Annotated in this window: 28 protein-coding genes; 18 read left to right on the forward strand and 10 right to left on the reverse strand. The window is 71.7% G+C overall.

The window, feature by feature from the left end:
* Window positions 1-60 precede the first annotated feature (60 nt).
* Window positions 61-1869, reverse strand: a complete 1809-nt coding sequence (locus ABT340_RS02520) for an AMP-dependent synthetase/ligase (protein WP_352008859.1) — start codon at window positions 1867-1869, stop codon at window positions 61-63.
* A 196-nt stretch (window positions 1870-2065) separates the two neighbouring features.
* On the opposite strand from ABT340_RS02520, the gene ABT340_RS02525 reads away from it, so the two are divergent.
* From ABT340_RS02525 to ABT340_RS02555, 7 genes are all read left to right on the forward strand, one after another.
* Window positions 2066-2833, forward strand: coding sequence for a metallophosphoesterase family protein (locus tag ABT340_RS02525; RefSeq protein WP_352008860.1), 768 nt, complete (start codon window positions 2066-2068; stop codon window positions 2831-2833).
* A 43-nt stretch (window positions 2834-2876) separates the two neighbouring features.
* The gene (locus ABT340_RS02530; protein WP_352008861.1) at window positions 2877-3314 is read left to right on the forward strand and encodes an SRPBCC family protein; all 438 of its coding nucleotides are present in this window, start codon (window positions 2877-2879) and stop codon (window positions 3312-3314) included.
* 16 nt (window positions 3315-3330) lie between these two features.
* Complete coding sequence (locus ABT340_RS02535; protein WP_352008862.1) at window positions 3331-4500, forward strand: ArsA family ATPase; 1170 nt, start codon at window positions 3331-3333, stop codon at window positions 4498-4500.
* Entirely contained in the window at window positions 4493-4948 is a 456-nt protein-coding gene (locus ABT340_RS02540) for a DUF5304 family protein (protein WP_352008863.1), read from the forward strand. Before ABT340_RS02535 ends, ABT340_RS02540 begins: the two co-directional genes overlap by 8 nt.
* Window positions 4949-4970: 22 nt before the next feature.
* Window positions 4971-5915, forward strand: coding sequence for an ROK family glucokinase (locus tag ABT340_RS02545; protein ID WP_352008864.1), 945 nt, complete (start codon window positions 4971-4973; stop codon window positions 5913-5915).
* A gap of 50 nt (window positions 5916-5965) precedes the next feature.
* The gene (locus ABT340_RS02550) at window positions 5966-6637 is read left to right on the forward strand and encodes an endonuclease/exonuclease/phosphatase family protein (RefSeq protein ID WP_352008865.1); all 672 of its coding nucleotides are present in this window, start codon (window positions 5966-5968) and stop codon (window positions 6635-6637) included.
* Between the two features lie 126 nt (window positions 6638-6763).
* Window positions 6764-7891 carry a hypothetical protein gene (locus ABT340_RS02555; RefSeq protein ID WP_352008866.1) on the forward strand — a complete coding sequence of 376 codons (1128 nt, stop codon included), beginning with the start codon at window positions 6764-6766 and terminating at the stop codon, window positions 7889-7891.
* Between the two features lie 60 nt (window positions 7892-7951).
* Here the strand turns inward: ABT340_RS02555 and ABT340_RS02560 are convergent, their stop codons facing one another.
* Together ABT340_RS02560 and ABT340_RS02565 are read right to left on the reverse strand one after the other, a co-directional pair.
* On the reverse strand, window positions 7952-8419 hold the full coding sequence (locus ABT340_RS02560) for a hypothetical protein (protein WP_352008867.1): 468 nt from the start codon (window positions 8417-8419) through the stop codon (window positions 7952-7954).
* Between the two features lie 46 nt (window positions 8420-8465).
* Window positions 8466-9230 carry an alpha/beta hydrolase gene (locus ABT340_RS02565; protein ID WP_352008868.1) on the reverse strand — a complete coding sequence of 255 codons (765 nt, stop codon included), beginning with the start codon at window positions 9228-9230 and terminating at the stop codon, window positions 8466-8468.
* 148 nt (window positions 9231-9378) lie between these two features.
* Here ABT340_RS02565 and ABT340_RS02570 point away from each other — a divergent pair, with 148 nt between their 5' ends.
* Complete coding sequence (locus tag ABT340_RS02570; protein ID WP_352008869.1) at window positions 9379-10092, forward strand: lysophospholipid acyltransferase family protein; 714 nt, start codon at window positions 9379-9381, stop codon at window positions 10090-10092.
* Between the two features lie 7 nt (window positions 10093-10099).
* Here the strand turns inward: ABT340_RS02570 and mmuM are convergent, their stop codons facing one another.
* From mmuM to ABT340_RS02590, 4 genes are all read right to left on the reverse strand, one after another.
* Window positions 10100-10960 (reverse strand): homocysteine S-methyltransferase, encoded by an 861-nt coding sequence (mmuM, locus tag ABT340_RS02575; RefSeq protein ID WP_352008870.1) that lies wholly within the window; start codon window positions 10958-10960, stop codon window positions 10100-10102.
* 63 nt (window positions 10961-11023) lie between these two features.
* A complete protein-coding gene (locus tag ABT340_RS02580; protein WP_352008871.1) occupies window positions 11024-12655 on the reverse strand; it encodes a DUF885 domain-containing protein in 1632 nt (543 codons plus the stop codon).
* 141 nt (window positions 12656-12796) lie between these two features.
* Window positions 12797-15148 (reverse strand): VIT domain-containing protein, encoded by a 2352-nt coding sequence (locus ABT340_RS02585; RefSeq protein ID WP_352008872.1) that lies wholly within the window; start codon window positions 15146-15148, stop codon window positions 12797-12799.
* Entirely contained in the window at window positions 15145-15783 is a 639-nt protein-coding gene (locus ABT340_RS02590; protein WP_352008873.1) for a helix-turn-helix domain-containing protein, read from the reverse strand. The genes ABT340_RS02585 and ABT340_RS02590 overlap by 4 nt, the downstream gene beginning before the upstream one ends.
* A gap of 114 nt (window positions 15784-15897) precedes the next feature.
* On the opposite strand from ABT340_RS02590, the gene ABT340_RS02595 reads away from it, so the two are divergent.
* Window positions 15898-16365: a Dps family protein gene (locus tag ABT340_RS02595; RefSeq protein ID WP_352008874.1), complete on the forward strand. Its 468-nt coding sequence runs from the start codon at window positions 15898-15900 to the stop codon at window positions 16363-16365.
* A 115-nt stretch (window positions 16366-16480) separates the two neighbouring features.
* Here ABT340_RS02595 and ABT340_RS02600 read toward each other — a convergent pair whose 3' ends face one another.
* Window positions 16481-17320 (reverse strand): NAD(P)H-binding protein, encoded by an 840-nt coding sequence (locus tag ABT340_RS02600; protein ID WP_352008875.1) that lies wholly within the window; start codon window positions 17318-17320, stop codon window positions 16481-16483.
* An 86-nt stretch (window positions 17321-17406) separates the two neighbouring features.
* On the opposite strand from ABT340_RS02600, the gene ABT340_RS02605 reads away from it, so the two are divergent.
* From ABT340_RS02605 to ABT340_RS02635, 7 genes are all read left to right on the forward strand, one after another.
* Window positions 17407-17874 (forward strand): MarR family winged helix-turn-helix transcriptional regulator, encoded by a 468-nt coding sequence (locus ABT340_RS02605; protein ID WP_352008876.1) that lies wholly within the window; start codon window positions 17407-17409, stop codon window positions 17872-17874.
* Between the two features lie 16 nt (window positions 17875-17890).
* The gene (locus ABT340_RS02610) at window positions 17891-18286 is read left to right on the forward strand and encodes a DUF6153 family protein (RefSeq protein ID WP_352008877.1); all 396 of its coding nucleotides are present in this window, start codon (window positions 17891-17893) and stop codon (window positions 18284-18286) included.
* A gap of 78 nt (window positions 18287-18364) precedes the next feature.
* The gene (locus ABT340_RS02615; RefSeq protein ID WP_352008878.1) at window positions 18365-18955 is read left to right on the forward strand and encodes a DUF305 domain-containing protein; all 591 of its coding nucleotides are present in this window, start codon (window positions 18365-18367) and stop codon (window positions 18953-18955) included.
* A 131-nt stretch (window positions 18956-19086) separates the two neighbouring features.
* Window positions 19087-19620: a hypothetical protein gene (locus tag ABT340_RS02620; RefSeq protein WP_352008879.1), complete on the forward strand. Its 534-nt coding sequence runs from the start codon at window positions 19087-19089 to the stop codon at window positions 19618-19620.
* 67 nt (window positions 19621-19687) lie between these two features.
* Complete coding sequence (locus ABT340_RS02625) at window positions 19688-20716, forward strand: hypothetical protein (protein ID WP_352008880.1); 1029 nt, start codon at window positions 19688-19690, stop codon at window positions 20714-20716.
* Window positions 20713-22047 carry a Dyp-type peroxidase gene (locus ABT340_RS02630; RefSeq protein ID WP_352008881.1) on the forward strand — a complete coding sequence of 445 codons (1335 nt, stop codon included), beginning with the start codon at window positions 20713-20715 and terminating at the stop codon, window positions 22045-22047. The genes ABT340_RS02625 and ABT340_RS02630 overlap by 4 nt, the downstream gene beginning before the upstream one ends.
* A 25-nt stretch (window positions 22048-22072) precedes the next feature.
* Window positions 22073-22939: a bile acid:sodium symporter gene (locus ABT340_RS02635; RefSeq protein WP_352008882.1), complete on the forward strand. Its 867-nt coding sequence runs from the start codon at window positions 22073-22075 to the stop codon at window positions 22937-22939.
* An 11-nt stretch (window positions 22940-22950) separates the two neighbouring features.
* Here the strand turns inward: ABT340_RS02635 and ABT340_RS02640 are convergent, their stop codons facing one another.
* Window positions 22951-23433, reverse strand: a complete 483-nt coding sequence (locus ABT340_RS02640; RefSeq protein WP_352008883.1) for a Pycsar system effector family protein — start codon at window positions 23431-23433, stop codon at window positions 22951-22953.
* A 499-nt stretch (window positions 23434-23932) separates the two neighbouring features.
* Between ABT340_RS02640 and ABT340_RS02645 the strand changes: the two genes are divergently transcribed.
* Together ABT340_RS02645 and ABT340_RS02650 are read left to right on the forward strand one after the other, a co-directional pair.
* Window positions 23933-24787: a helix-turn-helix domain-containing protein gene (locus tag ABT340_RS02645; protein ID WP_352008884.1), complete on the forward strand. Its 855-nt coding sequence runs from the start codon at window positions 23933-23935 to the stop codon at window positions 24785-24787.
* An 18-nt stretch (window positions 24788-24805) separates the two neighbouring features.
* The gene (locus ABT340_RS02650; RefSeq protein WP_352008885.1) at window positions 24806-25033 is read left to right on the forward strand and encodes a DUF397 domain-containing protein; all 228 of its coding nucleotides are present in this window, start codon (window positions 24806-24808) and stop codon (window positions 25031-25033) included.
* Window positions 25034-25204: 171 nt separating this feature from the next.
* Here the strand turns inward: ABT340_RS02650 and ABT340_RS02655 are convergent, their stop codons facing one another.
* Window positions 25205-25777 carry a GNAT family N-acetyltransferase gene (locus ABT340_RS02655; protein WP_352008886.1) on the reverse strand — a complete coding sequence of 191 codons (573 nt, stop codon included), beginning with the start codon at window positions 25775-25777 and terminating at the stop codon, window positions 25205-25207.
* Window positions 25778-25788 lie beyond the last annotated feature (11 nt).

The raw sequence follows: 25788 nt of genomic DNA on the forward strand, positions 1-25788 counted from the left end.
GGTGCGGGAATGTGAAAGCCGCGGTGACCTGGCCGGTCACCGCGGCGGAGAGAGGAGAGGTCAGGGGGTGTGCACGGCGCCGCCGTACAGGGCGTCGATCCGGTCGGCGAAGTCACGGGCGACCACGGCGCGCTTGATCTTCATCGAGGGGGTGACGTGCCCGCTCTCCTCGGTGAGGTCGATGTCGAGCACGGTGAACTTCTTGATCTGCTCGGCCTTCGAGACCGCCCTGTTGGCCTCGTCGACGGCCTTCTGCACCTCGGCGTGGATCGCCGGGTCGTGGCTGAGGTCGGCGACGCTCGCCCCCGCCCTGCCGTTGGCCGTCTTCCACCGGTCGAGCGCCTCCGGGTCGAGCGTCACCAGCGCCGCGACGAACGGCCTGCCGTCGCCGACCACCATCGCCTGGCTGACCAGGGGGTGGGCGCGGATGCGGTCCTCCATCGGCCCGGGGGAGACGTTCTTGCCCGCGGCGGTGACGATGATCTCCTTCTTGCGCCCGGTGATGCGCAGGTAGCCGTCCCGGTCGAGCTCGCCGACATCGCCGGTGTGGAACCAGCCGTCGGTGTCGACGACCTCGGCGGTCGCCTTCTCGTCGTTCCAGTAGCCGTTGAAGACGTGGCGGCCCTTGACCAGCACCTCACCGTCGTCGGCGATGCCGATCGTGACGCCGGGGAACGGCTTGCCGACGGTTCCGATCTTGTTGGCGCCCGGCTGGTTGACGGCGGAGGGCGCCGAGGTCTCGGTCAGGCCCCAGCCCTCGTAGACCTCGATGCCGACGCCCCTGAAGAAGTGCGAGAGCCGCTCACCCAGCGCCGAACCGCCGGAGACGGCCGCGGAGAGCCTGCCGCCGGTGGCCGCGCGGAGCTTGCCGTACACCAGCCTGTCGAACAGGGCGCGTCTGAGGTTGAGCCCGAACCCGGCGCCGCCCGCCGACTCGGCGCGGCTCCAGGCGATGGCCGTCGTGGCGGCGGCGTGGAAGATCTTCCCCTTGCCCTCCACGGTGGCCTTCAGCTCGGCGGCGTTGTAGACCTTCTCGAACACCCTGGGCACGCCCAGCAGGAACGTCGGCCTGAAGCCCCGCAGGTCGGGGGCGACGTTCTTCATGTTGGGGGAGTGGGCCAGGACCGTGCCCGTCTCCAGCAGCACGAGCTGGATCATGCGGGCGAAGACGTGCGCGAGCGGCAGGAAGAGCAACGCCGCGCTGTCGGCGCTGAACAGCGGTTCGAGCGGGCCCGCCGCGACGTTCCTCGCGGTGAACAGCAGGTTGTCGTGGGTCAGCGCGCAGCCCTTCGGGCGGCCCGTCGTGCCCGAGGTGTAGACGATGGTCGCCAGGTCGTTCCCGCCGCGCCCGCTCCTGCGCTCCTCGACCGTCCGCTCGTCCACCCCGGCGCCGTCCTCGGCCAGTTTGGCCAGGGCCCCGCCCTCGATGTTCCACACGTGGCCGAGCCCGGGAAGGTCGGCCGTGGCCTCGCGCACCGTCTCCTCGTGCGCGTCCAGCTCGACGAAGACCGCCCGCGCGCCGCTGTCGGAGAGGATCCACCTGACCTGGTCGGCCGAGGAGCTCTCGTAGATCGGCACGCCGACGGCCCCCGCCGTCCAGATCGCGTAGTCGATCACGGTCCACTCGTAGCGGGTCCGCGACATCAGGGCCACCCGGTCACCTGCCTCGACCCCGGCCGCCACCAGCCCCCTGGCCACCGCGAGGACCTGATCGCGGAACTCGCCCGCGGTCACGGCGACCCAGTCGTCGCCGGACTTGCGGCGCAGCGAGACCCTGCCGGGCTCCCGTTCGCCGCGCAGGAAGACCGTGTCGGTCAGGCTGGAGGAGAGGGGGACATCCACGAGCACGGGGACGCTGTACTCACGCACGGGTGACTCCAGAGGACGCGCGGTCGGCGGACGCCTGGAGGTCGTCACGGCGGATTCCTCACCAGGCGTTCCCGGGGGCGGTCTCACGGTATCAGCCCCGCCGGGCGTGACCTCCTGATCGATGTCCGGCCGTCCGTGTCGCGGTGCCCGAGACGGCATCCGGGACGGCGGGGCGCGGGCGACCTAGGATGGCGGAATGCGGGTCCACGTCGTCAGCGATGTACACGGAAGAGCGGACGCCCTGGCCCGCGCGGCGGACGGCGCCGACGCGCTGGTCTGCCTGGGAGACCTGATCCTGTTCGTCGACTACGCCGACCACTCCCAGGGCATCTTCCCCGAGCTGTTCGGTGCCGAGGCGGCGACGAGGCTCGTCGGGCTGCGGACGGCCCGCCGCTTCGACGAGGCCAGGCGGATGACGGCCGAGCTGTGGGCCTCGCTCGACGGTGATCCCGCCGACCACATCGAGCGCCTGGTGCGCGGGCAGTACGCCGAGATCTTCGCCGCGATGCCGACGCCCGCCTACATCACCCACGGCAACGTGGACGTGCCGCGTTACTGGCCGGACTACGTCCGGCACGGGCACCACGTGCTCGACGGGCAGAGTGTCGAGATCGGCGGCCTGCGCTTCGGCTTCGTCGGCGGTGGGCTGCGCACGCGGTACCGGACGCCGAACGAGATCGACGACGAGGAGTTCGCGCGCAAGGTCGAGGCGGTCGGCGAGGTGGACGTGCTGTGCTGCCACATCCCCCCGGCCATCCCCGAACTGCTCTACGACGTGGTCGCCCGGCGCTTCGAGCGGGGCAGCGAGGCCACCCTTGAGGCGATCAGGCGCACCCAGCCGCGCTACGCGCTCTTCGGCCACGTCCACCAGCCGCTGGCCGCCCGCACCCGCGTCGGCAGGACCGAGTGCCTCAACGTCGGGCACTTCCGCGGCAGGGGAGTGCCCTTCGCGCTTGAGTGGTGAGCCGGAGATCGTCGCGGAACGGTCGAAAGAGTACGGTGAACCCATGGCTGACCGCACCACCTCGAACATCGTCATCGCCGCAGACCGGCCCACTGTCATGAAGGTGATCGCCGACTTCCCGGCGTATCCCGAGTGGGCGGGACAGGTGAGGACGGCGCGCGTCCTGTCCACCGGGTCCGACGGCCTGCCGGAGACCGTCAGGTTCTCCCTGGACGCCGGGGTGATCAGCGACGAGTACACCCTCGGTTACGTCTGGCACGGGGACGAATCCGTCGATTGGAGTGTCACCGAGACGGGCAGGATGATCTCTGGGCTCACCGGGAGTTACCGCCTGACCGAGACGCGTGGCGGTACCGAGGTGACCTACGAGCTGGCGGTCGATCTCAAGGTTCCGATGATCGGCATGGTCAGGCGTAAGGCGGAGAAGGTCATCATCGACACCGCCCTGAGAGGGTTGAAGAAGCGCGTCGAGGGTTCCTGACCCAGGGGGAGGGTTCGTGACCAGGATCCTGCTGTTCACCGGCAAGGGTGGTGTCGGCAAGACGACCGCGGCGGCGGCGACCGCCGTACGGGCGGCAGGGGAGGGTCTGAAGACGATCGTGGTCTCGACCGACACCGCCCACTCGCTCGCCGACGCGCTCGGCGTCGACGCCAAGGGTGAGCCGGCCGAGGTCGTCCCCGGGCTCTACCTGCACCAGGTGGACACCCAGCGGGCGCTCGAACGCCAGTGGGGCGAGCTGCGCGACTACGCCAGGGGACTGTTCGCCGAACTCGGCCTCGACGAGATCACCGCCGAGGAGATCACGGTGCTGCCCGGCGCCGAGGAGGTCCTCGCCCTGCTGCAACTGCGTGAGCACGCCCGCGCCGGGGCGTGGGACGTGGTCGTCGTCGACTGCGCGCCGACCGCCGAGACGCTCAGGCTGCTGGCCCTGCCGGAGGCCCTCGACTGGCACGTCAACCGGCTGCTGCCCGCGGGCAGGCGGCTGCTGCGCGCGGTCGCGCCGCTGGTGCGCAGGGTGGCCCAGGTCAGCGTCCCCGACGACCAGGTGATCGGAGCGGGGGAACGGTTCCACCGCGGCCTGCTGGAGGTCCGTGAGCTGCTCACCGGCCCCTCGGCCAGCGTCCGGCTCGTGCTCACCCCCGAGGCGGTCGTGCTCGCCGAGGCCCGCCGTACGCTCACCTCCCTCAGCCTGTACGGCTACCGCGTGGACGCGGTGATCGCCAACCGGGTCTTCCCGGGTGAGGGCGCCGATCCGTGGCGCAGCGGGTGGGTGCGGGCCCAGGCGGCGCGGCTGGCCGAGGTCGCCGAGTCCTTCGCCCCGCTGCCCGTGCACACGGTCCCCTACCTTGAGGCCGAGCCCGTCGGCCCCGCGGCCCTGGCCCGGGTCGCCGAGGCCATGTACGGCCAGGCCGATCCGTTCGCCCCGCCGCAGGGCGATCCGCCGCTGCGGATCACCCCGGAGGGAGAGCTCGTCCTGGCGCTGCCGCTGGCCGACAGGAGCCAGGTGAACGTGGCGCGCAAGGGCGACGAACTGATCGTCGACGCGGGCTTCCACCGCAGGGTTCTGGCGCTGCCCGCGGCCCTGGCGCGCAGAGCCGTACGGGAGGCGGTGCTCCGCGACGGCCTTCTCCGGGTACGGTTCGAGACGGGAGGGCCTGATGACTGAGAAGACCGAGAACACGACGACGGGAACCGGCGCCACGGGCGACGGCAGGGACCCGCTGGGCAACGCGGCCGAGGAGGCGTTCAAACTCTTCGAGACGATCCAGCAGAAGGCGGCCAAAGAGTTGCGGAAGGGCCTGGTCAAGGGCACGATCGGCGGGCTCGGCGGCGCCTTCACCGGTGGTTTCACCGGTGGCGGGAGAAGCCGGGACGTGTGGGAGGAGGCGGTCTCCGAGCACGACGAGTACATCTGCCGGGCCTGCCCCGTCTGCCGGGCGATGGCCGCGCAGCGCGAGGCGGGCGGCGCGGTCGTCGATCACCTGACGCAGGCGGGCAGTGAGCTCTTCGCCGCGTTCAGGTCGGCCGTCGACGGGCTTAACCGGCCCTCGCCGGGGCAGCGGGCGCGTGAGCGTGAGCGGGAGACCCCTGTGGAGCACATCGACCTGGGATGAGTCCGGGGAGAGAGGACGGGTAATGGCGCTGACCATCGGCGTTGACATCGGCGGCACCAAGATCGCGGCGGGCGTCGTGGACGAGGACGGCCGCATCGTCGAGCATCTCCTGCGGCCGACCCCGGCCACCGACCCCGAACGGGTCGCGGAGAGCATCGCCGAGGTGGTCGGGGAGCTGGCCGAGGGCCGGGAGGTCGAGGCCGTCGGGCTCGGCGCCGCGGGTTTCGTCGACGAGACGCGCTCCCTGGTGCGGTTCGCGCCCAACCTGGCCTGGCGCGAGGAGCCGCTGCAGAAGAAGGTCTCCGCCCTGGTCGGCCTGCCCGTCGTGGTGGAGAACGACGCCAACGCCATGGCGTGGGGCGAGGCGAGGTTCGGCGCGGGACGCGGCGAGAGCCATCTGGTGTGCGTCACGGTCGGCACCGGCATCGGCGGCGGCATCGTCTTCGACGGCGCGCTCTTCCGCGGCCGCTGGGGCATGGGAGCCGAGCTGGGCCATATGCAGGTCGTCCCCGAGGGCCGTCTGTGCGGCTGCGGCAACCTCGGCTGCTGGGAGCAGTACGCCAGCGGCAACGCCCTGGTCGCCGAGGCCAGGCTGATCGCCGGCGCCGATCCCGGCCGCGCCGCCACGCTGCTCGAACTCGCGGGCGGGACGCCGGAGCTGATCGAGGGCAGGTTCGTGACCGAGGCGGCCAGGAGGGGCGACGACGCCGCGCTCGCCGCCTTCTCCTCGATGGCCGACTGGCTGGCCCAGGGATTGTGCGACCTGACCGCGATCCTCGACCCCGGCTGCTTCGTCCTGGGCGGGGGCGTCTCGACCGCCGCCGACCTGTGGATCGACCGGGTCAGGGAGGCGTTCGCCGCCAACGTGACCGGCCGGGGGCACCGCCCGATCGCCGAGATCCGCCTGGCGGAGCTCGGCGCCTCCGCCGGACTGGTCGGAGCCGCGGACCTGGCCAGGATCCGCTGAGGGAGCCGCCGACGGCGCCGCTCAGGATCGCCACCTACAACGTCCGTTCGATGAAGGACGACCAGGCCGCGCTCGGGCGGGTGATCACCGCCCTGCGCGCCGACGTGCTGTGCGTGCAGGAGGCGCCGAGGTTCTGGCGCTGGCGCCGCAGACGTGGGCGGCTGGCCGCCTCGGGAGGCATGTCCGTGGTCGCGGGCCGCCGCCTGGGCGGGGTGGCGGTGCTGACGGGCCCCGCCGTACGGCCGCTGCACGGGCGGGGGCGGCTGCTGCGGTTCTTTCCCGGCCTCGAACAGCGCGCGATCGCGATGGCCGTCGTGGAGTACGGCGGGCACCGGGTCGCGGTCGGCTCGGTCCACCTCGACCTCGACCCGGCCGCGAGGGCCCACCACGCGGGCCAGGCGCTCTCCATGCTCGGGGAGGTCGCCGAGCGCTTCGGCGCGCTGCCCGTGCTGGCCGGGGACGTCAACGAGGAGGCGGGGGAGCCGGCCTGGCGGCTCATCACGGAACGGCTGACCGACTGTTACCCGCTCGCGCCGCGCGGAGACGGCCTCACCTTCCCCTCGCGGGCGCCGCGCGTGCGCATCGACGCGGTCTTCGCGGCGCCCGGGGCGCGGGTGATCTCCTGCGGTGTGGCCGGGGCCGATCCCGGTGACCTGCGGCTGGCGACCGACCACCTGCCGGTGCTCGCGGAGCTGTCGTTCTCCGGCGAGAGGCCCGGCTGAGGGGCGCGACGGGGGCGCCGAGATCGGGAAAGGACGGGGCCGGGGCCTCTCCCCGAGATCCCCGTCGGGAGGGCAACTACAGCGGGCACGCACACGGGCCGTGCCGGGCGCCGTACCATTTGGGGCATGACCCGTCGCCTTCCGCGGCGTGCGCTGGCGCTGTGCGCGGGAGGACTGCTCCTGACGGCCTCTCTGTCGCCGCCCGCCCACGCCGACCCCCGTCCCGCCTCCGTCGCGGAGGCGTGGCAGGCGCCGACGAGCGCGCGGCTGAGCAGCGACGGATCGCTGTCCGACGTCGCGGGCGTCTCGGCCTCCGACATCTGGGCGGTCGGCCAGGAGAGCGTGTGGGACATCTGGCAGAGCCGCGGCGCGCTCACCCACTGGAACGGCAGCACCTGGACCGAGGTCGGCATCCGCAACGATCCGACGGGCGCGGGGCTGTTGCGTTCGGTGGCCGCCGCGCCCGGCCAGGTGTGGGCGGTCGGTGAGGGCCACGACGGCCTGCCGTACCTCGCCTCGGGCAGCGGGACCACCTTCGACCGGGTGGTCGTCGACAAGCTGCACGTCGGCGACTGGCTCGCCGGGGTCGCCGCGCTCCCCGGACGGATGGCCGCGGTCGGCCGCCGGGGCGAGCAGCCGCTGGTCCTCACCCAGACCGGCACGAAGTGGAAGCTCACCCAGATCAAGGGCAGGGGCACCCTGTACGGCGTCGCGCTGTCCGGCAAGGGCGACGGGCTGGCGGTCGGCGACACCGGCACGGGGCCGCTGGTCGTCCGGCTGTCGGGGAACCGCTGGAGGCAGGTCTCCGTCCCGGCGGTGCCCGGCGGCTACCTGCGGGATGTCTACTTCGACTCGCCGAAGCGGGCGCTGGCCGTCGGCGGCGTCTACCTGAGGTCGGGCGGGGTCGGCCCGCTGATCCTGTCGTGGAACGGCAAACGCTGGTCGAGGGTGAAGGCCCCCGGCGACGACGTGCGCCTGTACGGCGTGACCGGCGACAGGAAGGGCCGTTTCTGGATCTCCGGTGTGGACATGGAGCGCCCGGGAGAGGCGTTCCTGCTCACCTACGACGGTCACAGGGTCAAGACGGTGCGCGGCGCGGACGGCGCGGCCCCCAGGACGATCAGGCTGCAGTCGGTGACCTACCTGACGGCCACCGGGACGGTGTGGACCGTCGGCCACGTGGTCGACGCCTCGGGCCGCTACACAGACGTGGTCGAGCGGTTCGGCGCGGCCGGGCGGCCGGTCGAGCCCTGAGGCCCGCCCCGGCTCCCGGGGCGCGCGGGATCGGAGCCGGGCCGTTGCGTCGGCCCGTCCTCAGACGACGGCGCCGTCGTCCCAGCCGTCGGTCGGCGGGCCGTCGCCCATCCGCACGACCAGCGCCACGAAGCCGCCGATGAAGGCCGCCACGGCGGTGAACAGCATCCACCCCTGCAGCCGCCAGCTCAGCGCCGCGCTCAGCAGCAGGTAGGCGGGGCCGCCGAACAGGGCCAGCCACGCGAGCTTGGTCGCGGTGTCGGTCTTGGGCAGCGGAGGCGGTGGCGGAGGGACGTAGTGCCCCTCGTCGTCCTCGGTCTCCGTCTCGCCGCCCCGGCCGAGGCCCGCGAACTCCTCGGGCAGCGGCTGGCGCGCCTCCTCCGGCGGTTTGACGACCCTCCTGGGAGGGCCGGCGGGGAGGTTCTCGCTGTCCGGCCACGGCTGATCGGCCGAGTCCAGCTCGGAGGTGTCGTTGAAGGAGGCGACGATCTGACGCCAGACCTCGTCCTCATCGCTCTGGGGTGTCACTTAGCTGGCCCGTCCCTCCCGGAGACCACGCATGCCCCGCCTGCCTTCACTCTCCCTGCAAGGGTACAGAGGCGTTCGCGTTGATGAACTCCAGGCTCCCCGCAAAGATCCGGTCCGCGTCGTTGTCGAGGGTGGCGACGTGGTAACTGTCGTTGAGTTCCACAACATCAAGGTTCCCCCCGGTTAGCTTTTCACGCAAAATGCGCAAACTAGTTGGTTTCACCACATGGTCCTGCGGGCTGTGAAAAGCCAGTACCGGTTGGGTGACCTTGTGCAGTTCCGACTGGGTCAGCGCCCACAGCCGGGGGAGGGTGGCGGCGGCCTTGACCGGGGTACGGCTGTAGCCCAGTTCCCTCGCCCCCTCCTTCTTGATGTCCCCGGCCACGCCCCGCACCGAGGAGACGAACAGCCCGAGCAGCGGCGCCAGGGCGAGCATGGGGACGTCGTTGGCGATCGACGGGTTGACGACCACGACCCCCCTGATGCCCGTGCCGTGCACCTCGGCCAGCCGCAGCGCCATGCAGCCGCCCAGGGAGAGCCCGGCGGTGAAGACCTCGTCACAGTGGCCGCGCAGGCCCGCCAGCGCCCTGTCCAGCTCGGCGTACCAGTCTTCCCAGCGGGTGTGGCTCATCTCCTGCCAGGTGGTGCCGTGGCCGGGCAGCCGGGGAAGCTCGACGCTCAGGCCCGCGGCGGCCAGGTGCTCCGCCCAGGGACGCAGCGACTGCGGCGACCCGGTGAATCCGTGACAGAGCAGAACCCCGACCCGTCCCCCTCTGTGGTGGTACGGCTCCGCGCCGGGCATGACTGGCATCGCAGCTCCTTGTAAGGTTCGCCCGATCGTCGCACGACTGGGGCGTGTTTTGCGAGAGGTCGATATGTGTGGTTTGGCGATGTAGGTGGTCCGTCCGGGAGGTGGGAGGATTGCTCCAGGTCCCACATGCCGACCGAAGGAGCCTCGCGTGTTCTACTGGGTGGTGAAGGCCATCCTCTGGCCCTTCCTCCATTTCATCTTCCGCCCGTGGGCGGAGGGGGTGGACAACGTGCCGAGAGAGGGCCCGGTGATCCTGGCCGGCAACCACCTGTCGTTCGCCGACCACTTCTTCGGGGCGCTGTTCCTGCCCAGAAAGGTCATCTCCCTCGGCAAGTCCGACTACTTCACCGGACGCGGGATCAAGGGCGTGCTCAGCCGGGCCTTCTTCAGCGGCGTCGGCACCGTCCCGATCGACCGCTCCGGCGGGAAGGCCAGTGAGGCGGCGCTGCGCACCGGCAAGCGCATCCTGACCGAGGGACAGGTCCTGGCCATCTACCCCGAGGGGACCCGCTCGCACGACGGGCGCCTCTACAAGGGCAAGACCGGCGTGGCCAGGCTGGCGCTTGAGTCGCGTGTCCCGGTCATCCCGTGGGCGATGGTCAACACCTTCGAGATGATGCCGCCGGGGCGTCCCCTGCCCAGGCTCGGCATCCGCCCCGGCGTGAAGTTCGGCAAGCCGCTCGACTTCTCCCGTTACTACGGGATGGAGGAGGACCGCCTGGTCCTGCGCGCCGTCACCGACGAGATCATGTACGCCCTGATGGAGCTGTCCGGCCAGGAGTACGTCGACAAGTACGCCGCGAGCGCCAAGGTCGAGGCCGCCCGTGCCGCCAGGGAGGCGGCCAAGGGAGGCCGGGGCTGAGCGCCGCTCAGTCAGGCAGACGCTCACGGATCCGGCGGATGTGCTCGGGCGTCGTACGGCAGCAGCCCCCCACGAAGGAGGCGCCGGCCGCGTGCCACTCCGCGGCGGCGGCGCCGTACTCGGCGGGGTCGGCCAGGCCCTCCCAGCGGTGCTCCGCGGCGTTCCAGGTCTCACCGGAGTTGGGGTAGACCACCACGGGCACGTCCGTGACCTCCTTGATGAGGGAGGGGACGTGGCTCGGCGCGACACAGTTGACGCCGGCCGCGACCACCCCCGGGTGACCGGCGAACAGCGCGGCGGCCTGGCGCAGCGGGGTGCCGTCACTGATGTGACCGCCGTCGCGGCAGGAGAAGCTCACCCACACCCGGGTCTGCGGCGTCTCGTCGAGCAGCCGCCGCAGCGCCCGTGCCTCGGCCAGGGACGGGATGGTCTCGCAGGCCAGCAGGTCCGCCCCGGAGCCCGCCAGGATGTGCCAGCGGTCCCGGTGCCAGGCGAACAGGCCGTCCTCGTCGAGGTCGTAGTCGCCGGTGTACTCGGCGCCGTTGGCCAGGGCCGCGCCGTAGGGGCCGACGCTGGCGGCGACCGCGCCCCGGCCGGTCGCGTCCCTGGCCTCGGTCGCGAGCCGTACCGAGAGCAGGATCAGCCGCTCGGCCTGGACGGCGCTCAGCCCGCGCCGGACGAAGGCGGGAACGCTGGCCTGGTAACTGGCGGTGGTGGCGACGTCGGCCCCGGCGGCGAAGTAGTCGAGGTGCGCCTGACGGATCACCGAGGGGTTCTCGATCAGGAGCTTCGCCGACCAGAGCTCGTCGCGCAGGTCCGCGCCGAGCGCTTCGAGATGTGTGGCCAGCCCGCCGTCGAGAACCGTCATTCCATCACTTTATGGGTGTAACGGGTGGCCGGGGAGGACGCCCCCTCCCCGGCCACCCGGCGCTCAGCCGATCCGGCGCAGGGCCTCGGCCAGGCTGGACAGGCCGACCGGGCCGAGTTCAAGGGCGGAGGTGTGCCAGCGGCGCAGGTCGAAGGCGGCGCCCAGGCGCGTCCTGGCCTCCTGCCTGGCGGCCAGCCAGGCCCGCTCCCCGAGCTTGTAGGAGATCGCCTGGCCGGGCCAGCCGAAGTAGCGGACGATCTCGGCGTGGATGCGGTGCGGTTCACACCTGCCCCGCTCGCCCAGCACCTCGCAGGCCTTGGCGAAGGTCCACCGCGACCCGTCGGGCAGCGGCAGGTCCAGATGGACGCCGATGTCCACGACGACCCTGGCCGCCCGGAGCGCCGACCCGGCGAGCATGCCGAGGCGGGTGCCCGGCTCGGTGAACCAGCCCAGCTCGTCGGCCAGCCGTTCGGCGTACAGCGCCCAGCCCTCCCCGTGCCCGCTCACCCAGGAGTTCCTGCCGAAGCGGGACAGGCTCTCCCCGGCCACCTTGGTCGCGCCGAACTGCAGATGGTGCCCGGGAACGCCCTCGTGGAAGACCGTGGTCAGCTCCGGCCAGGTCTCGAACCGGTTCCTGTCCTCACTGACCGGCCACCACGTACGGCCCGGCCGCGACAGGTCCTCACTCGGCGAGGTGTAGTAGGGCGCCCCGGAGGAGGAGCCGACGGCCAGCGTGACGTCCACCCGGCGCAGCGGCTCGGCGATGTCGAAGTGGGTGCCGTGCAGCCTCTCGACCGCCCTGTCGTGACGTTCCTGAAGCCAGTCACGGTAGGCGTCGCGGCCCACGACGTACTGGGTGTCGTTGAGGATCTCCGTCGCCTCCTCGACCGAGGCGCCCGCCTTGACCCGGTCGGCCTCGACGGCGAGCTCGGTCTCGATGCGTTCGAGCTCGGCCCAGCCCCACTCGTAGGCGTCCACCAGGTCGATGTCGGCGCCCAGGCTGATCCTCGCGGCCGCCGCGTAGCGCTCCGCGCCCACCGCGTCGGCCTCCTCGGCCATGGGCGCGTAGTCGTCACGCAGGTAGCGGGCGATCCGGGCGTAGGCGGCGTGGGCGGCGGCGACCCCCCTGGCCAGATCCTGCCGCACCGGCCCGTCGCCGTACCGGGCGAGCAGCGGATTGTGGGTGCCGCCGTCGGCCAGCAGCCGGGCCTGGGTCGCCGACTCCAGCGCCTGGCGGCGGGCCGCCCGCAGTCCCCTGGACAGGCCGGTCTCCAGGCTCGTCCGCCAGCCGTCCAGCATCTCGGGCATCGCCGCCAGCCTGGCCGCCACGTCACGCCACTCGTCGTCGGTGCCGTTCGGCAGGAGGTCCACGCTGTCACGCAGGTCGTTGACGAGCCCGAAAGGCGCCTGCACCGCGCGCAGCGGCTCGCCGAGTTCGTGCCAGGCGCGTTCGGCCTCAAGACGTTCCCGCAGATGGGCGGCCGCCCGCACATCCGCCTCACCCTGGGGGCGCAGGGTGGCGAGCCTGGTCAATGTCTCGCTGATCAGGGCGGCCCGCGCGGCGTGGCCGTCCGGGCCGTAGTCCGACGCGGCGGCGAACTCGACGGCGATGCCCGCCGCTCCGGCGGCGACCGGGTCGAGCGCCGCCGAACGCGAAACATATTCATCACAAAGAGAGAAAATGGGACTGGTCACGCGGGAACTTTAACCAACCTGACCTGCGGCTAATCGCCTGTCGCATAACGTCCTGACCCTTATAAGAGGAAGCTATCCCCTGTGGTGGCGGCGCGTTATACCCTCCATATGAAATAGGTTATATCTCCTAAGAAATGGCCGTTATCGCCTCCAGAAAGAGCGGCGTTTTCCGGTACGGCCCAGCTCCTCCAGCCCTTCGAGGGTCTCGCGCCACAGGTCCTCCACGTCCCCGCCCGCCCGGAGCCGTGCGACCAGGGCCTCAAGCCCGGCGTGACCGCCCAGGGAGACCGCCAGGGCGGCGAGCCTGCCCGCCAGGTCCTCCAGATGACGCAGCCGGTCGGCGGCGGGCAGGGACGCCGCCTCCCGCAGCCCGCGCAGCTCCCCGGCGAGCAGCTCACCGAGCGGCGCGGGCGCGGGAGGAGCCACCGGGGCGGGGCCGGCGAGCCGGGGGCGGGGGCCGGGTGCGGCGACACGTGGAGCAACGGAGCGCGGAGCGGCGGCGCCCGGCGCGGGAGGCGGGACGGGGGCGCCCCCGAAGCTCGCCGCCGCGAACCCGGGCGCGGCGCTCATGGGGGCGGCCATCCCGGTCAGCGACATCGGCGCCGCCGCCGGGGGAAGCGGCCGCTCCCACCCGCTGGGCGGCTCGACCGGCTGGATCACCCGGTGCCCGGGGCCGCCCTCGGCCACCACCCGGCTGTCGACCGCGACGAACGCGGTGAACCGGCAGAGCACGCCGTACCTCAGGGAGACCGCGACGATCTCCTCCTCCAGGGAGTGGTCCCCGGCGGCGTAGCGATCCTCAAGCGCCCGCAGGCGCTCCCGCGCCCAGATCGCCCGGGTCGCCCCGGTGGCCGGGCCGTCCGCCACGCTCCCCGCGACCCGCCGCTGCCAGGCGTTCCCGGCGGCGTCGGTCCCCCGTACGGCCAGCGAGCCCTCGGCGGCGCCCCGGTAACGTCCCCTGACGACGAGCGGGACCCCCGGGTAGAGCGAGTCGAGACGGCTGACGCCGTCCGGGAGCAGGCCGAGCCCGTCGGCCTCCAGGGACAGGCCGGTGACCACAGGAGAGCCGATCCTGCGGTGGATGTGCTCCATGGCCTCGTCGAGCCTGTCCTCCGACTCGACCAGCTCGCACCGGCCCGCGCCGATCCCGGCCAGCCTGCTCAGGAACCCGGCGTTGACCGCTCTGTCGATGCCGACCGTGTGCACCCGCGTCCCGGCCAGGCGGGGGGCGAGCCGTTCCAGGATCTGGTCCTCGTTGCCGACCTGGCCGTCGGTGACGAGCACCAGGACACGGTCTCTCCCGCCTCTCCCGCCGGAGGCGAGCAGACCGGCCGCCCGTTCGAGGGGGGCCAGCATCTCGGTGCCGCCCCGCGCCTCAAGACGCGCCAGGTGCTCGACCGCGCGGTAGCGGTTGCGGTCGCTCGCCTCGGACAATCCCTCGCCGAGTCCCTCGGGACCCTCGACGACGGTGTCGAAGGACAGCACCGCGAACCGGTCACCGGTGGTGAGCGTGTCGACGATGCGGGCCGCCGCGCGCCGGGCCGCGACCATCTTCCAGCCGGTCATGCTGCCCGAGCGGTCCAGTACCAGCACGACGTCCTTCGCCCTGTCCGTGACCTGGGCCGGGCCCGGCACGACGGTCAGGGTGAACGTGCCCTCCCCGGAGCCGTCCTCGGGGTCTTTCCCGGGGTCGGGGACCAGGGCCAGCGAGGTCGAGGCGTCGAAGGCCAGGCGCAGGACGAAGTCGCGGTCGAGACGCTCGCCGGGGCGCAGCCGTACGGTGTTCCCCTCCTCCTGGACCACGTGCAGGCTGGAGCGGATCTCGCGCAGGTCAAGACCGGCGGGGTCGATGGAGACGGCCAGCGACAGGCGGACCGGGTCGGGGAATCCGGGCAGCAGCACCGGGGGTGTGATCCGGGAGGCGTCGGGCACCGCGTCGGTGTCGCACGCCCAGCCGTCACCCGCCCGTTCACCGTCCAGCGGGGCGCCGGGAACGTAACGGGGAGCGACGACCAGCGGGAAGCGGAAGGTCGCCGCGCCGTCCTCGTAGGGGAGCGGCTGGTCGAGCCCGAGGCGTACGGTGACCCGCTCGCCGGGCACGATGTTGCCGACCCTGATGGTGAAGACGTCGGGCCGGTCCTCCTCGGCGATCGCGGCCCGCCTGCCCTCGGCGACGGCCCGGTCGTAGTCGGCCCTGGCCTGGCCGCGCTCCTTCAGGACGCCCTCGACGACCCGGCCGTCGGCCTCCATCGTGAAGGAGGTGACGGCGGCGCGGTCGGGCAGCGGGAAGACGTAGGTTGCCTCAAGCGCCACCTCGTGCGGGTTGCGGAAGGTCTGGACGACCTCGACCCCCGCGGCGAGGCCGCAGACGCCCGCGGTCACCTCGACGCTCTCCAGCGGCAGGTTGCCCCGGTCGGTGACGAGGGCCCCGAGACCGGCGCCGGGGACCGGCTCGCACTCCTCGGGGCGTAGCGCCGTGATCTCGGTGATCATGGTTGGTTCCCTCCGTGATCGGGGTTGTCGGGTTTGCCGGGGATGCCGGGGGCGCCGGGGACGTCGGGGACAAGGCCGTGCTCGCGCAGCACCGCCAGGAGCGTCTCCGCGGCGGCGCCGATGTCGGCGAGCACGCCGGGGGAGAGGGGATGTCCGCCGTCGAGCAGCAGCGTCACCCCGGCGGCCAGCCGTACGCCGTTGACCTGGGCGGGGACGGGCCGCGCCCGCGGCCGGGGGGCGGATGTCCTGGGTGGTTCGGCCCAGAACCTCGGGCGCGCGCCTCCGCCGCCCGCAGGGCCCGCAGGAGGGCCCGGAGAGCTCGGAGAGGCCGGCGAGGGGAGGTCGGCGACGGCCTCAAGGGTCTGGTCGCTCGCCCCGGCCAGCTCGGCCTGGATCTCGGCGATGGTCAGCCCCTCGGCCTGGCGGCGTTTGACGGCGACGAGCTGGAGCAGGTGACGCCTGCCGTACAGGGCCACGCGGCCCCGGCGGGACGCGGGCGGGTCGAGCAGGCCGATCGTGGCGTACCACCGGATGAGGCGTTCGTTGGGCACGTCCCTGACCCGCCCGTTGAGCTGGGCGGTCGGGGACAACGCGGCGGAGGCCCGCTCCGCCAGCTCACCGATGGTCCATTCCATATGACGATAGTGACACTGTCACAATGACAGTGTCAACATAAGGGCCATATTGATGGGTAGGGACGTTTCCGTACAAAACGGAAACCGATCCTGCAAGCAGGGGGAGGACACCACATGTCCGCGATCACCAGTTCGCTCAAGGGCGAGGACAAGAAGGTCGTCATCACCGCGCTCCAGGGCGCGCTCGTGGATCTTCTGGAGCTGTCACTGCTGGGCAAGCAGGCCCACTGGAACGTGATCGGCCACCATTTCCGCTCGCTGCACCTGCAGCTCGACGAGATCGTCGCCTCGGCCAGGGAGTACGCCGACACCGTCGCCGAACGGGCGGTCGCTCTCGGGGGCAACCCCGACGGGCGCGCCTCGACGCTCGCCAAGACCAGCGAGCTGCCGGAACTGGAGGCCGGTTACATCAACGACGGCAAGGTCGTCGCCGCGATGACGGACATCCTCGGATCGATCATCCGCAGGATGCGTGAGCGCGTCGAGGCGACCGAGAAGGCCGATCCGGTGACCCAGGACATCTTCATCGAGATCACCCAGAAACTGGAGGAACAGCACTGGATGATCGAGGCCCAGCGCTAGGACCTGTTCCGTGGGTCGCCGCCTGGGCGGCCGCGGTGGACGTGAAGGATCCACAGAACAGGTGCCGTATCCGCTCGGGGGCGCTCCGGACCGTCGTGGCCGGGGCGCCCCCGCGTCATCGGAAGTCGGCCCGGTTCGCGCTCGCCCACTCGGCGAACTCGCGGGCGGGGTGGCCGGTGATCCGTTCGACGGTGTTGGTGACGGGCGCGGGAACGCCGACGGCCGAGGCGGTCACCTCAAGGAGCGTCCGCAGGACCGGCTCGGGCATCCGGGGGTCGCGCCGTCCGAGCGCCTGCTCCACGGTCAGCTCCTCCACCTCGACGGGCGCGCCGACGGCCTCGCCGAGGGCCGCGACGACCTCACGCAGGCGCATCGACCGGGGGCCGGTGAGCACCTGCCTCCGGCCCCGGTGCGCCTCCTCGGTGAGCAGGCGCGCGGCCACCTCGGCGACGTCGTCGATGTGGACGGGGTTGACCTGCGCGTCGGGATGGGCGATGCCGACCCGCCCGGTGGCGCGGATCTCCCCGGCCCAGTCTCGGCGGGCGTTGGTGGCCAGCCAGCTCGGATACAGCACGGTGTGCCGCAGGCCGGACTCCTCCAGCGCCCGCTCGGCCGCCCGGTGGACGAGGCCGATGGGCCGGTCGTACTCCCCGGCCTCGTAGGCGGCGGGGGAGGACAGCAGCACGACGTGCCGCACTCCCGCCTCGGCGGCGATCCTCAGGAAGGCGCCGGTCTCGCCTCTGGTGGGGTAGAGGAACATCGTCTCGACGCCCCGCAGGGCCTGCTCGGCGCCGCGCGGGTCGGTGACGTCCAGCTCGGCGGGCTCGGCGCCCTCGGGCAGCCGCAGTGCGGAGGTGTCCCTGGCCGAGCCGCGCACCCGGTGGCCGCCCTCGGCGAGCAGGGTGAGGAGACGGCCGCCGATGTTGCCCCGGGCGCCGGTGACGAGGATGGTCATGATCGATTCCCCCTGTACGACTACGATGGATTTGCTTTGGAAGCCAAATATCTTTGTTCGCAAAGGTAATTTGTGAGGGGTGGGGCATGTCAAGCGGAGACGAGGGGCCCGGACTGGGCGTCGACGACGCGATCCGGGCGTTGCTGCTGCTCATGCCGCGCATGGTCGGGCGGGCGAAACGGCTGCCGGTCCCCGAGCCGCTCCAGTCGCTCGCGCTGGGGCCCCGGCATCTGTCGCTGCTGTCCTACCTGCTGTTCGACGGGCCGATGACGGTGAACGAGCTGGCCGCGCGCCTTGAGGTCGCGCCGACGACGGTGAGCCTGATGGTCGGTGAGCTGAGCCGCAAGGGCGTCCTGGAGCGGCGCGAGGACGACGACGACCGGCGCCGCAGGATCGTCAGCATCGCCGCGGCCGGTCGCCCGGCGATCGACGACTGGCTGGCCAGGGGGGCCGTCGCCTGGCGCAGGGCGCTCGAACCGCTCACCCCGGAACAGCGCCGGATGTTCCTCGACACCCTGGGCGCCTACCAGCGCGCCGTCGAGGAACTGTCGTGACCGGGCGGCCGGTAATGTGACGACTGTGGCAATGGGCAACGCGGCTCGCAGACTCGCCCCGCTGGGCGGGCTGCTGCTGGTCGCCGCCGTCCTGTGCGGTCTGATCGTCATGCACGGGGTGCAGCCCTCGCCCGGCCCGGCACCCACGGCGAGCGTTCTGACCATGGGGCTCGGCCACGCCTCCGGCGCCGGTGCCCCGATGCCGGACTCCTCCCACGAAGGTCACATGGGCGGCCAGGTCTGCCTGGCCTTCCTGCTCACCGGGGCGGCACTCCTGCTCCTCGCCGCCGTGACGGTTCTCGGCCGGCCGGTGCCGACGCGGGCCCGCTCGCTCGTTCGCGGGCTGCCGCGCGGGCCCACCGCCCGCCCCAGAGGGCCGACCCTCGCCCAGCTTTGTGTGATCCGGGTGTAGAAGCCGCACTCGGCGGTCCGTTCTGACCGTCGAGCGCCGACTTCTCATTCACCTTGTTGAACACGAAGGGTGTTCGTCATGAAGCGCATCGTCATTCTCGCACTCGTTCTCGCGGCGGCCGGTCTGCCGGCCACCGGCTGTGGCTCCACCGGGCGCACCACACTCGCCGTGGAATCCGCCCCGGACGCGCCGGCGGCCTCCACTCCGGCCGCCGACCACAACGGCAAGGACGTCATGTTCGCCCAGATGATGATCCCCCACCACCGCCAGGCGGTGGAGATGGCGAAGCTGGCCGAGGGCCGGGCCGCGAGCGACCAGGTCAAGGAGCTGGCCGGGAAGATCGAGGCGGCCCAGGAGCCGGAGATCCGGACGATGAGCGGCTGGCTCACCGCCTGGGGCGCGCAGGTGCCGGGTGAGCGGGGCACGCCCATGGACCACGACATGCCCGGCATGATGTCCGGCCAGGCCATGGAGGAGCTCAAGGGGCTCAAGGGCGCCGCCTTCGACAGGGCGTTCCTGACGATGATGATCCAGCACCACGAGGGCGCCGTCGCCATGGCCGGGCAGGAGCAGGCGGAAGGCGTCCACGAACCGGCCAGGCGGATGGCCGCCGACATCGTCGCAGGCCAGTCGGCGGAGATCGCCACGATGAGGCGGCTGCTGCGATAGCCCCGGGGGACCGGGCGCCCGCCGCGCAACCCGTACGGCGGGCGCCGTCCCCGGACCAGGGCATGGGATAATTCTGCAGGTCAGGCAGCTTCGCCTGCTTCCCCCCTGGCCGAGTGACAGGGGGAGCGGGCATGGACATCATTCCTCGGGCGGTCGTCATCCCCAAGGAGACCGACCATCTCGAACAGGGTAAGTACGGCCCCGTCTTCCCGAGGACCCCGGCGTGCTACGGGTTCACGATCATCGCCGACGTCAAACCGGGGCGGGCCGAGGCGATCAGGGACCACGGCCACACCCTGGCCAGGGCGCTGGAGGCCGACCCGCACCTGCTGGCCCCGCTCAAACTGCACTACCTGCGCTGGGTGCTCTTCGACGACGACACGCGTTTCATGTACCAGGGGATCTTCGACACCGACTTCGACAAGTACACCGAGGACGCCGTCGCGCTGTTCACCATGTCGGGGGTGAGCACGGCCTTCGAGAACCTTGAGGGCTTCCCCGAGGACTGGCGGACCAACCCCGAGGCGTTCGTCAGGTTCGTCCGCGAGCACCACTGCCCGAGCTTCATCGAGTACGGGGAGTACCCCTACGTCACCGCCGACGAGATCAAGAAGGCGCTGCGGATCAAGAGCGCCCTGTCGGAGATGCTCGACCAGATGCAGTGAGATCCGAGCCGTGAGCCGCCAGGGCGGGCCGGGCGCCAGGCGTGTCCCGCCGTACAGGGGAGACGAGATGAGCCGGTCAGCGACCGCACGCACCTACAACCAGAACCACGTGCCGCGTCCGTACACCCCCGGTGGGCGGCGGGTGAGCGTCTACGTCTCGTGGAGCTATCCGGCGGAGGCGGGCAGGAACCCGGCCGAGCTGGACAACCGCTTCTCCACGATGACCGAGGTCCGGCGGACGGCCTGGCCCGCCTACGAGGATCCGAAGTGGTCCGACCCGCTGCGCTTCCAGCAGGGTGTCGCCGGATCCCTTGAGCTGTTCTTCTGGGGCTGGCTGCCGTTCCAGCGGTTCGCCGAGGAGGTCACCGGGCACCCGGTGCCGGTGTACCAGCGCGTCGACCAGGCGGGCTTCCCCACCCCGCTGGACGAGCGGGTGCTGGCCGACACCGACACCCTGCTGGTGTTCGGGCTGGACCACATGATCACCGGGCAGGAACCGGCGCCCGAGGAGGTCGAGGCCGTTCGGGCCTTCCTCGCCCGGGAGGGGACCCGCCTGGTGCTGGGGCCGCACCACGACGTCGGAGCCTCCGACGACCTGGCCGTCCGTGAGAGGGAACACCGCCACCACGGTGACCCCCTGGTGCCCCGGCAGCAGCGCTTCGCCCGCTACCTGCGCTCCCTGATGGGAGAACTCGGCATCCCGGTGGAGAACCGCTACGGCCTGCGCCCCGCAGTGAGCGGACCCAAGCAGATCGCGCCCCTGACCATCGCCCGGGACCTGGACGGCGCGGGATGGCTGGAGGGGGTGACCACCCTCAACTTCCACATGCATCTGCCGCACTACGCCGTGACGACCGACGACCCGGACGTCGTCCGTGTGCTGGGCCGGCAGCCGATCGACCTGACCCGGCCGACACACCCCTTCACCGAGGAGGGCAACACCGAGTTCGACGTGGTCCTGTGGATGCCCCCGGGCGGCGACCGGGCCGGTGACGTGCTGCTGGCCGACTCCACGGTCTTCAGCTCGCTGTTCGGCGGCGACGAGAGCCTGCGCGCCTTCTGGCGGAACATCGTCACGGACCGGAGGGGGACATGACCGGGCGGGCGGTGGCCGTACTCGAACTCGACGACATCCAGCGTGGGGTGCTCAGCCCCCGGCCGAGCCCGTACGCGGCGACCTACGTCCTGTTCCGCATCGACGACCGCGCGCACGGCCGGGAGCTGATGCGGCGCCTCAGCACGGCGGTCACCTCGGCCGCCGACACGACCAGCCCCCTGGGGGAGACCTGGGTCAGCGTCGCGCTCACCCACCACGGCCTGGCGGCGCTCGGGGTGCCGAGGGAGTCGCTGGAGACCTTCTCCTGGGAGTTCGGGCAGGGGATGGCCGCCCGCGCCCGCGCGCTGGGCGACGTCGGCGAGAGTGCCCCGGAGAACTGGGAGACCCCGCTGGGCACCTCCGAGGTCCACGTGGTGCTGGTGGCCCTCGCCCCCGACGACACGCGGCTGGAGGCGGCCCTCGACCGAGCCCGGCCCGCCTACCACGCCCTGCCGGGCGTCACGGCGATCTGGCGGCAGGACTGTCACGCGCTGTCGACCGAGACCGAGCCGTTCGGCTACCGCGACGGCATCAGCCACCCGGCCGTCGAGGGCAGCGGCATCGCCGGGTCCAACAGCCTGGAGACGCCGCTCAGGGCCGGGGAGTTCGTGCTCGGCTACCCCGACGAGCTGGGTGGTCTCCAGGTCCCGCAGCCCGAGGTGCTGGGGCGCAACGGCAGCTACGCGGTCTTCCGCAAGCTTCACCAGCGCGTCGCCGCGTTCCGGCGTTACCTGCGTGACAACGCGGCCGATCCGGCGGACGAGGAGTGGCTGGCGGCGAAGATCATGGGCCGCTGGCGCAGCGGCGCCCCGCTGGCGCTCAGCCCCGGCCGCGACGATCCCGCTCTGGGCGCCGATCCGTCCCGTAACAACGCCTTCGGCTACGAGCGGGACGACCCGGCGGGGTTCACCACTCCCGGCGGCTGTCACATCCGCAGGGGCAATCCCCGCGACGCGGCGGTGGCGGGCGTGCCGAGGCTGCACCGGATGATCCGGCGCGGCACCGCCTACGGCCCGCCGCTGCCCGAAGGGGTGCTGGAGGACGACGGGGCCGACCGCGGGCTGATGTTCGCCTTCATCGGGGCGCATCTCGGCAGGCAGTTCGAGTTCGTCCAGTCCGAGTGGATGAACGACGGCGTCTTCTTCGGCGCGGGCGGTGAGCGCGACCCGGTCGTCGGCTCCGGTGACGGCTCCGGCGACTTCACGATTCCCCGCAGGCCGCTGCGGCGCTGCCTGAGGGGACTGCCACGGTTCGTGGTCACACGCGGCGGTGAGTACTGCTTCATGCCCTCGCTGAGTGCCCTGCGCTGGCTGGGCGAACTCGGCGGCTGACGCACGGCGCAGGGCCGGAGGTTCCATGAACGCGCTGCAGCCACTGTTCAACGCGATCACCGTGATCTTCATCGCGGTCACCATGTTCGCCGGGGGCCTGGCGACCACGTTGTCCGCCTTGCGGGCGGTCCTCACCGACCTGCGGTTGCTCGCGCTGGCCCTGCTGGCCAACCTGGTGGCCGTCCCGTTGCTCGGCTGGGGTCTCGCGGCGCTGTTCGCCCTGCCCACCGCGGGTTTCATCGCCCTGATCCTGGTCGCGGCCTCCCCGGGCGGGCCGTTCGGGGCGAAGCTGAGCGTGGTGCAGAAGGGGGATGTGAGCGCGGGTACGGCGACGCAGGTGCTGCTGGCCGCGGTGGCGAGCCTCACCTTCGGCCCGATGAGCACGGCCGTCCTCAGTGTGGCCGACGTCGGCGCCAGGATCTCCCTGGACGTCGCCGCGCTGGTGCGGACCGTGGCCGTCCTGCAGCTGGTGCCGTTCGCCGTGGGGCTGGTGGTGCGTCACTGCGCGCGCTCCACGGCGCGTTCGTGGCACCCGGTCGCCGCCCTGGTGTCGAACGTGACGTTCCTGATGGTGCTGGCCGGCATGCTGCTGGGCAGCTGGCACGACGTCGTCGCGCTGCTGGGCTCGCGCACCCTGCTCGCGGGGTTCGTCCTGGCCGTGGCCGCGTTCGCCGCCGGCACCCTGCTGGCCACCGGGCCGTCCGCGCGCCGTACCACCATGGGGTGCGTCACGGCGGTGCGCAACGTGGGGCCTCCGCTGGCCGCCGTCGGGATCGCCTTCGACGACGCGCAGGCCATCCTGGGAGCGCTCGCCGCGGTGCTGATCAGCGGCCTGGTGGCGGTCCTGCCGATCGCCGCGGTGCTCGGTCACCGGCGAGGCGACCTCACCTGAGGAACCGGAGGTCAGAGCAGGCGCTCCAGGAAGACCATGACCGTCATGGTGACGATGCCGGCGACGATCAGATCGACGGACCAGCGCAGGTTGCGGTGCTTGGTGCGGGCGACCCGGGCGATCCACAGGGCGTCGGTCGCCAGGAACAGCTCGTAGTCCGAGGTCTCGGTGTTCATCCGCTCGATCAGGGCCTGTGGTGTCGGCACGTCGGCGTAGCCGAGGACCCGCAGCCCGCCGCGTCTGGGGGACAGCGGGCGGATGGTGAACAGGATCAGTGTGACCGCCACGGTCAGCAGGATCAGCGCCAGGACGACACCGAAACGCCCGATGCCGGGGAAGCGGGCCGGGCCGGTGAGGATGAGGGTGACGAGCACGCCGTAGGCGACGCCCGCCCATGACAGCAGCAGGCCCGCTCTCTTCTCGCTCGCGCTGATCAGCTCGGCGCGGGCGGAGACGACGGCGGCGTCGAGCCGTTCCCTGAGGAGCGGGGACATGGATGCGTGTCCCGCGCGGCTGCCGTTCCCGGAGTGGCCACTGGATGTCACCGGTTCGTGGGTCATGCCTCCCCTTTTCTCCGCCTGGCTCGGGGGCGCGAACCGGGCGTACGCCGGGTTCCAACCACTGTAGGAGGGGGCGAAGCGGGTGATGTCAACGTCGTGGTAAAGCGTTCGTGCCGCCCAGGGAACGAAACGTGACGGCCCTGATTCGTCACGGACTCCTCGGGGCGTGTGTATGGCTTCACCGGATCGGCAGGCGGGCGGTCATTCCTGGAGCCTCGCCTCCCGGCCCGGCCGGCGCCGGGTGTGAATGACGGATGGAACGCCGTGGAGGTTCCTTTACGCTCCCATGTCAATGCTGAGCGTGACCGTTGGTGCGGTGGTAGCGTGACATTGCCTTCACAAAAGCGCAAGCTTACGAAAAAAGGCAGTTGAGAATATCCGCATTTACCTGGAATTGGTCCCATAAGGGGAAACGGTCGCAAAGGAGAGTGAGATGGCCGCGAAGAGAGGGCCGACGCTGCGGGCGCAGTGGCTCGGAAAGCACCTGAAGGAGTACCGCGACGCGGCCGGGCTGACGCTCAGGCAGGCGGGTGACCATCTCCAGCGTGACGCGGCGACCATCAGCCGCCTTGAGTCGGGCATCATCCCGGCCCGGGTGTCCGACGTCATGGCCCTGCTCAACCTGTACGAGATCGACGACGAGCGGATCCGTGACGGGCTCGAACAGCTCAGCCGTGACATCTGGCGCAAGGGCTGGTGGGACGGCTTCTCGGCCGACTCCCTCGGCGGCATGCTCGACCACGCCTGGCTGGAGGCCCGGGCCAGGGCCGTCTACTCCTACGCGGCGATGGTCGTCCCCGGCCTCCTCCAGACCCGTGACTACGCCTCGGCGATCATCACGGCGGGGGCCACGGGGGCCTCCGCCCGTCAGGTCGAGCAGTGGATCGCGTTCCGGATGGCCCGGCAGGACGTGCTCGACGGGGAGGCGCCGCCGAAGCTGATGATCGTCCTCGACGAGGGCGTGCTTCACCGGGCGGTCGGCGGCCCGAATGTGATGCGTGCTCAGCTGGAGCACCTTTTCGCGGCCGTCTCCAGGCCGAATGTGACCCTTCAGGTCCTGCCGTTCGCGATCGGGGCGCACGCCGGAGTGGACGGCGCCTTCACGGTTTTCCGCATGCCCGAGCCCTACTCCGACGTGACATACGTGGAGACCAAGGCAGGGGCCGTCTACACCGAGGCGGACGGTGCCGAAAACTTCGTCCAGGCATACGATTCGCTGCTGAACGCCGCGCTTACCCCGGATGATTCCGCGACCGTTGTCAAGAACGCGGTCGACCGATTCAAATGAGACGACAGGGAGAAGCAGATGATCACCCCCGAGGAACTGTCGGGTGTCGCCTGGCACATCAGCTCGAAGAGCCCCGACACCGGCGGTCAGTGTGTGGAGGCCGGACCGCTGGCGGACGGCAGCGGCCGGGTGGCGGTGCGGCACAGCCGTCGCCGCGACGCCGAGGTGATCGTCTACACCCGCGCCGAATGGCAGGCGTTCGTCGGCGGCGTCAAGGACGGTGAATTCGACTTCCCGGTCTCCTGACCGGTGCCTGACGGCGGCGCCCCTCGCCCTGGCCGGACCCCCGGGGGATGGGGTGGCACGGCGCGGGCGACGTCCCCGGCGGCCGTCGCGCGCCGGGCCTCCAGTCGGCCGGGTCGCGGGTGCCGTACCCGGGACGCCGCCGCGTCACCCGGATCGGTTCCGTCGCGGACGTCAAGGCCTCGTGGAACTCCTGAGCCACTCCTGCCGGGTGATCGCGTACTCGACCTCGCCGTGCTCGCTGCCGGGAAGCGGCTCCTCCCACTCCAGATGGAACGTGCGGACGTGCCGCATGCCGACCGAGGCCATCGTCGCGCGGGAGGCGGCGTTGACCGCCATCGTCTCGGCGAAGACACGGTTCAGCCCGAGATCCTCGAAGCCGTGCCGGAGCAACTCCCGTGCGCCCTCGCTGGCCAGGCCCTGACGCCAGTGACGGCGCAGGAGGCGGTAGCCGAGCTCGGCCTGCCCCTCGACCGGGCCCTGGTCGGCCCGCTGCGGTGGTTCGAGGATCCACCAGCCGACGAACCGCCCGTCCACGGAACCGGCCCAGAACCCCAGGCCCGGCACCCGGTCCGCGGCGGCGAGCCGTTTCCGGTGGAAGCGCTCGACCTCCTCGCGGGTACGGGCCCGGCCTTCGAGATAACGCATGACCTCGGGGTCGGAGTCGAGCTCCACCTCGTCCTCAAGGTGCTTGTCGGCCAGCGGGACGAGAAGGATGCGGCCGGTGCGTAACGTCGTCTGGGACATGAAAGGCATTC

Origin of the sequence: Streptosporangium sp. NPDC000239, assembly GCF_040300765.1 — a bacterium.
Classification (GTDB): Bacteria; Actinomycetota; Actinomycetes; order Streptosporangiales; family Streptosporangiaceae; genus Streptosporangium.

What these genes read in the sequence shown, in the direction of transcription:
- mmuM (WP_352008870.1), bottom strand. Translation starts at nt 10,960, where the DNA reads ATGACGGTTCTCGACGGCGGGCTGGCCACACATCTCGAAGCGCTCGGC.
- ABT340_RS02640 (WP_352008883.1), bottom strand. Translation starts at nt 23,433, where the DNA reads ATGTCCCCGCTCCTCAGGGAACGGCTCGACGCCGCCGTCGTCTCCGCC.
- ABT340_RS02650 (WP_352008885.1), top strand. Translation starts at nt 24,806, where the DNA reads ATGATCACCCCCGAGGAACTGTCGGGTGTCGCCTGGCACATCAGCTCG.
- ABT340_RS02645 (WP_352008884.1), top strand. Translation starts at nt 23,933, where the DNA reads ATGGCCGCGAAGAGAGGGCCGACGCTGCGGGCGCAGTGGCTCGGAAAG.
- ABT340_RS02585 (WP_352008872.1), bottom strand. Translation starts at nt 15,148, where the DNA reads ATGATCACCGAGATCACGGCGCTACGCCCCGAGGAGTGCGAGCCGGTC.
- ABT340_RS02600 (WP_352008875.1), bottom strand. Translation starts at nt 17,320, where the DNA reads ATGACCATCCTCGTCACCGGCGCCCGGGGCAACATCGGCGGCCGTCTC.
- ABT340_RS02655 (WP_352008886.1), bottom strand. Translation starts at nt 25,777, where the DNA reads ATGTCCCAGACGACGTTACGCACCGGCCGCATCCTTCTCGTCCCGCTG.
- ABT340_RS02620 (WP_352008879.1), top strand. Translation starts at nt 19,087, where the DNA reads ATGGACATCATTCCTCGGGCGGTCGTCATCCCCAAGGAGACCGACCAT.
- ABT340_RS02555 (WP_352008866.1), top strand. Translation starts at nt 6,764, where the DNA reads ATGACCCGTCGCCTTCCGCGGCGTGCGCTGGCGCTGTGCGCGGGAGGA.
- ABT340_RS02595 (WP_352008874.1), top strand. Translation starts at nt 15,898, where the DNA reads ATGTCCGCGATCACCAGTTCGCTCAAGGGCGAGGACAAGAAGGTCGTC.
- ABT340_RS02630 (WP_352008881.1), top strand. Translation starts at nt 20,713, where the DNA reads ATGACCGGGCGGGCGGTGGCCGTACTCGAACTCGACGACATCCAGCGT.
- ABT340_RS02605 (WP_352008876.1), top strand. Translation starts at nt 17,407, where the DNA reads ATGTCAAGCGGAGACGAGGGGCCCGGACTGGGCGTCGACGACGCGATC.
- ABT340_RS02540 (WP_352008863.1), top strand. Translation starts at nt 4,493, where the DNA reads ATGACTGAGAAGACCGAGAACACGACGACGGGAACCGGCGCCACGGGC.
- ABT340_RS02545 (WP_352008864.1), top strand. Translation starts at nt 4,971, where the DNA reads ATGGCGCTGACCATCGGCGTTGACATCGGCGGCACCAAGATCGCGGCG.
- ABT340_RS02635 (WP_352008882.1), top strand. Translation starts at nt 22,073, where the DNA reads ATGAACGCGCTGCAGCCACTGTTCAACGCGATCACCGTGATCTTCATC.
- ABT340_RS02565 (WP_352008868.1), bottom strand. Translation starts at nt 9,230, where the DNA reads ATGCCAGTCATGCCCGGCGCGGAGCCGTACCACCACAGAGGGGGACGG.
- ABT340_RS02590 (WP_352008873.1), bottom strand. Translation starts at nt 15,783, where the DNA reads ATGGAATGGACCATCGGTGAGCTGGCGGAGCGGGCCTCCGCCGCGTTG.
- ABT340_RS02550 (WP_352008865.1), top strand. Translation starts at nt 5,966, where the DNA reads ATGAAGGACGACCAGGCCGCGCTCGGGCGGGTGATCACCGCCCTGCGC.
- ABT340_RS02530 (WP_352008861.1), top strand. Translation starts at nt 2,877, where the DNA reads ATGGCTGACCGCACCACCTCGAACATCGTCATCGCCGCAGACCGGCCC.
- ABT340_RS02625 (WP_352008880.1), top strand. Translation starts at nt 19,688, where the DNA reads ATGAGCCGGTCAGCGACCGCACGCACCTACAACCAGAACCACGTGCCG.
- ABT340_RS02525 (WP_352008860.1), top strand. Translation starts at nt 2,066, where the DNA reads ATGCGGGTCCACGTCGTCAGCGATGTACACGGAAGAGCGGACGCCCTG.
- ABT340_RS02615 (WP_352008878.1), top strand. Translation starts at nt 18,365, where the DNA reads ATGAAGCGCATCGTCATTCTCGCACTCGTTCTCGCGGCGGCCGGTCTG.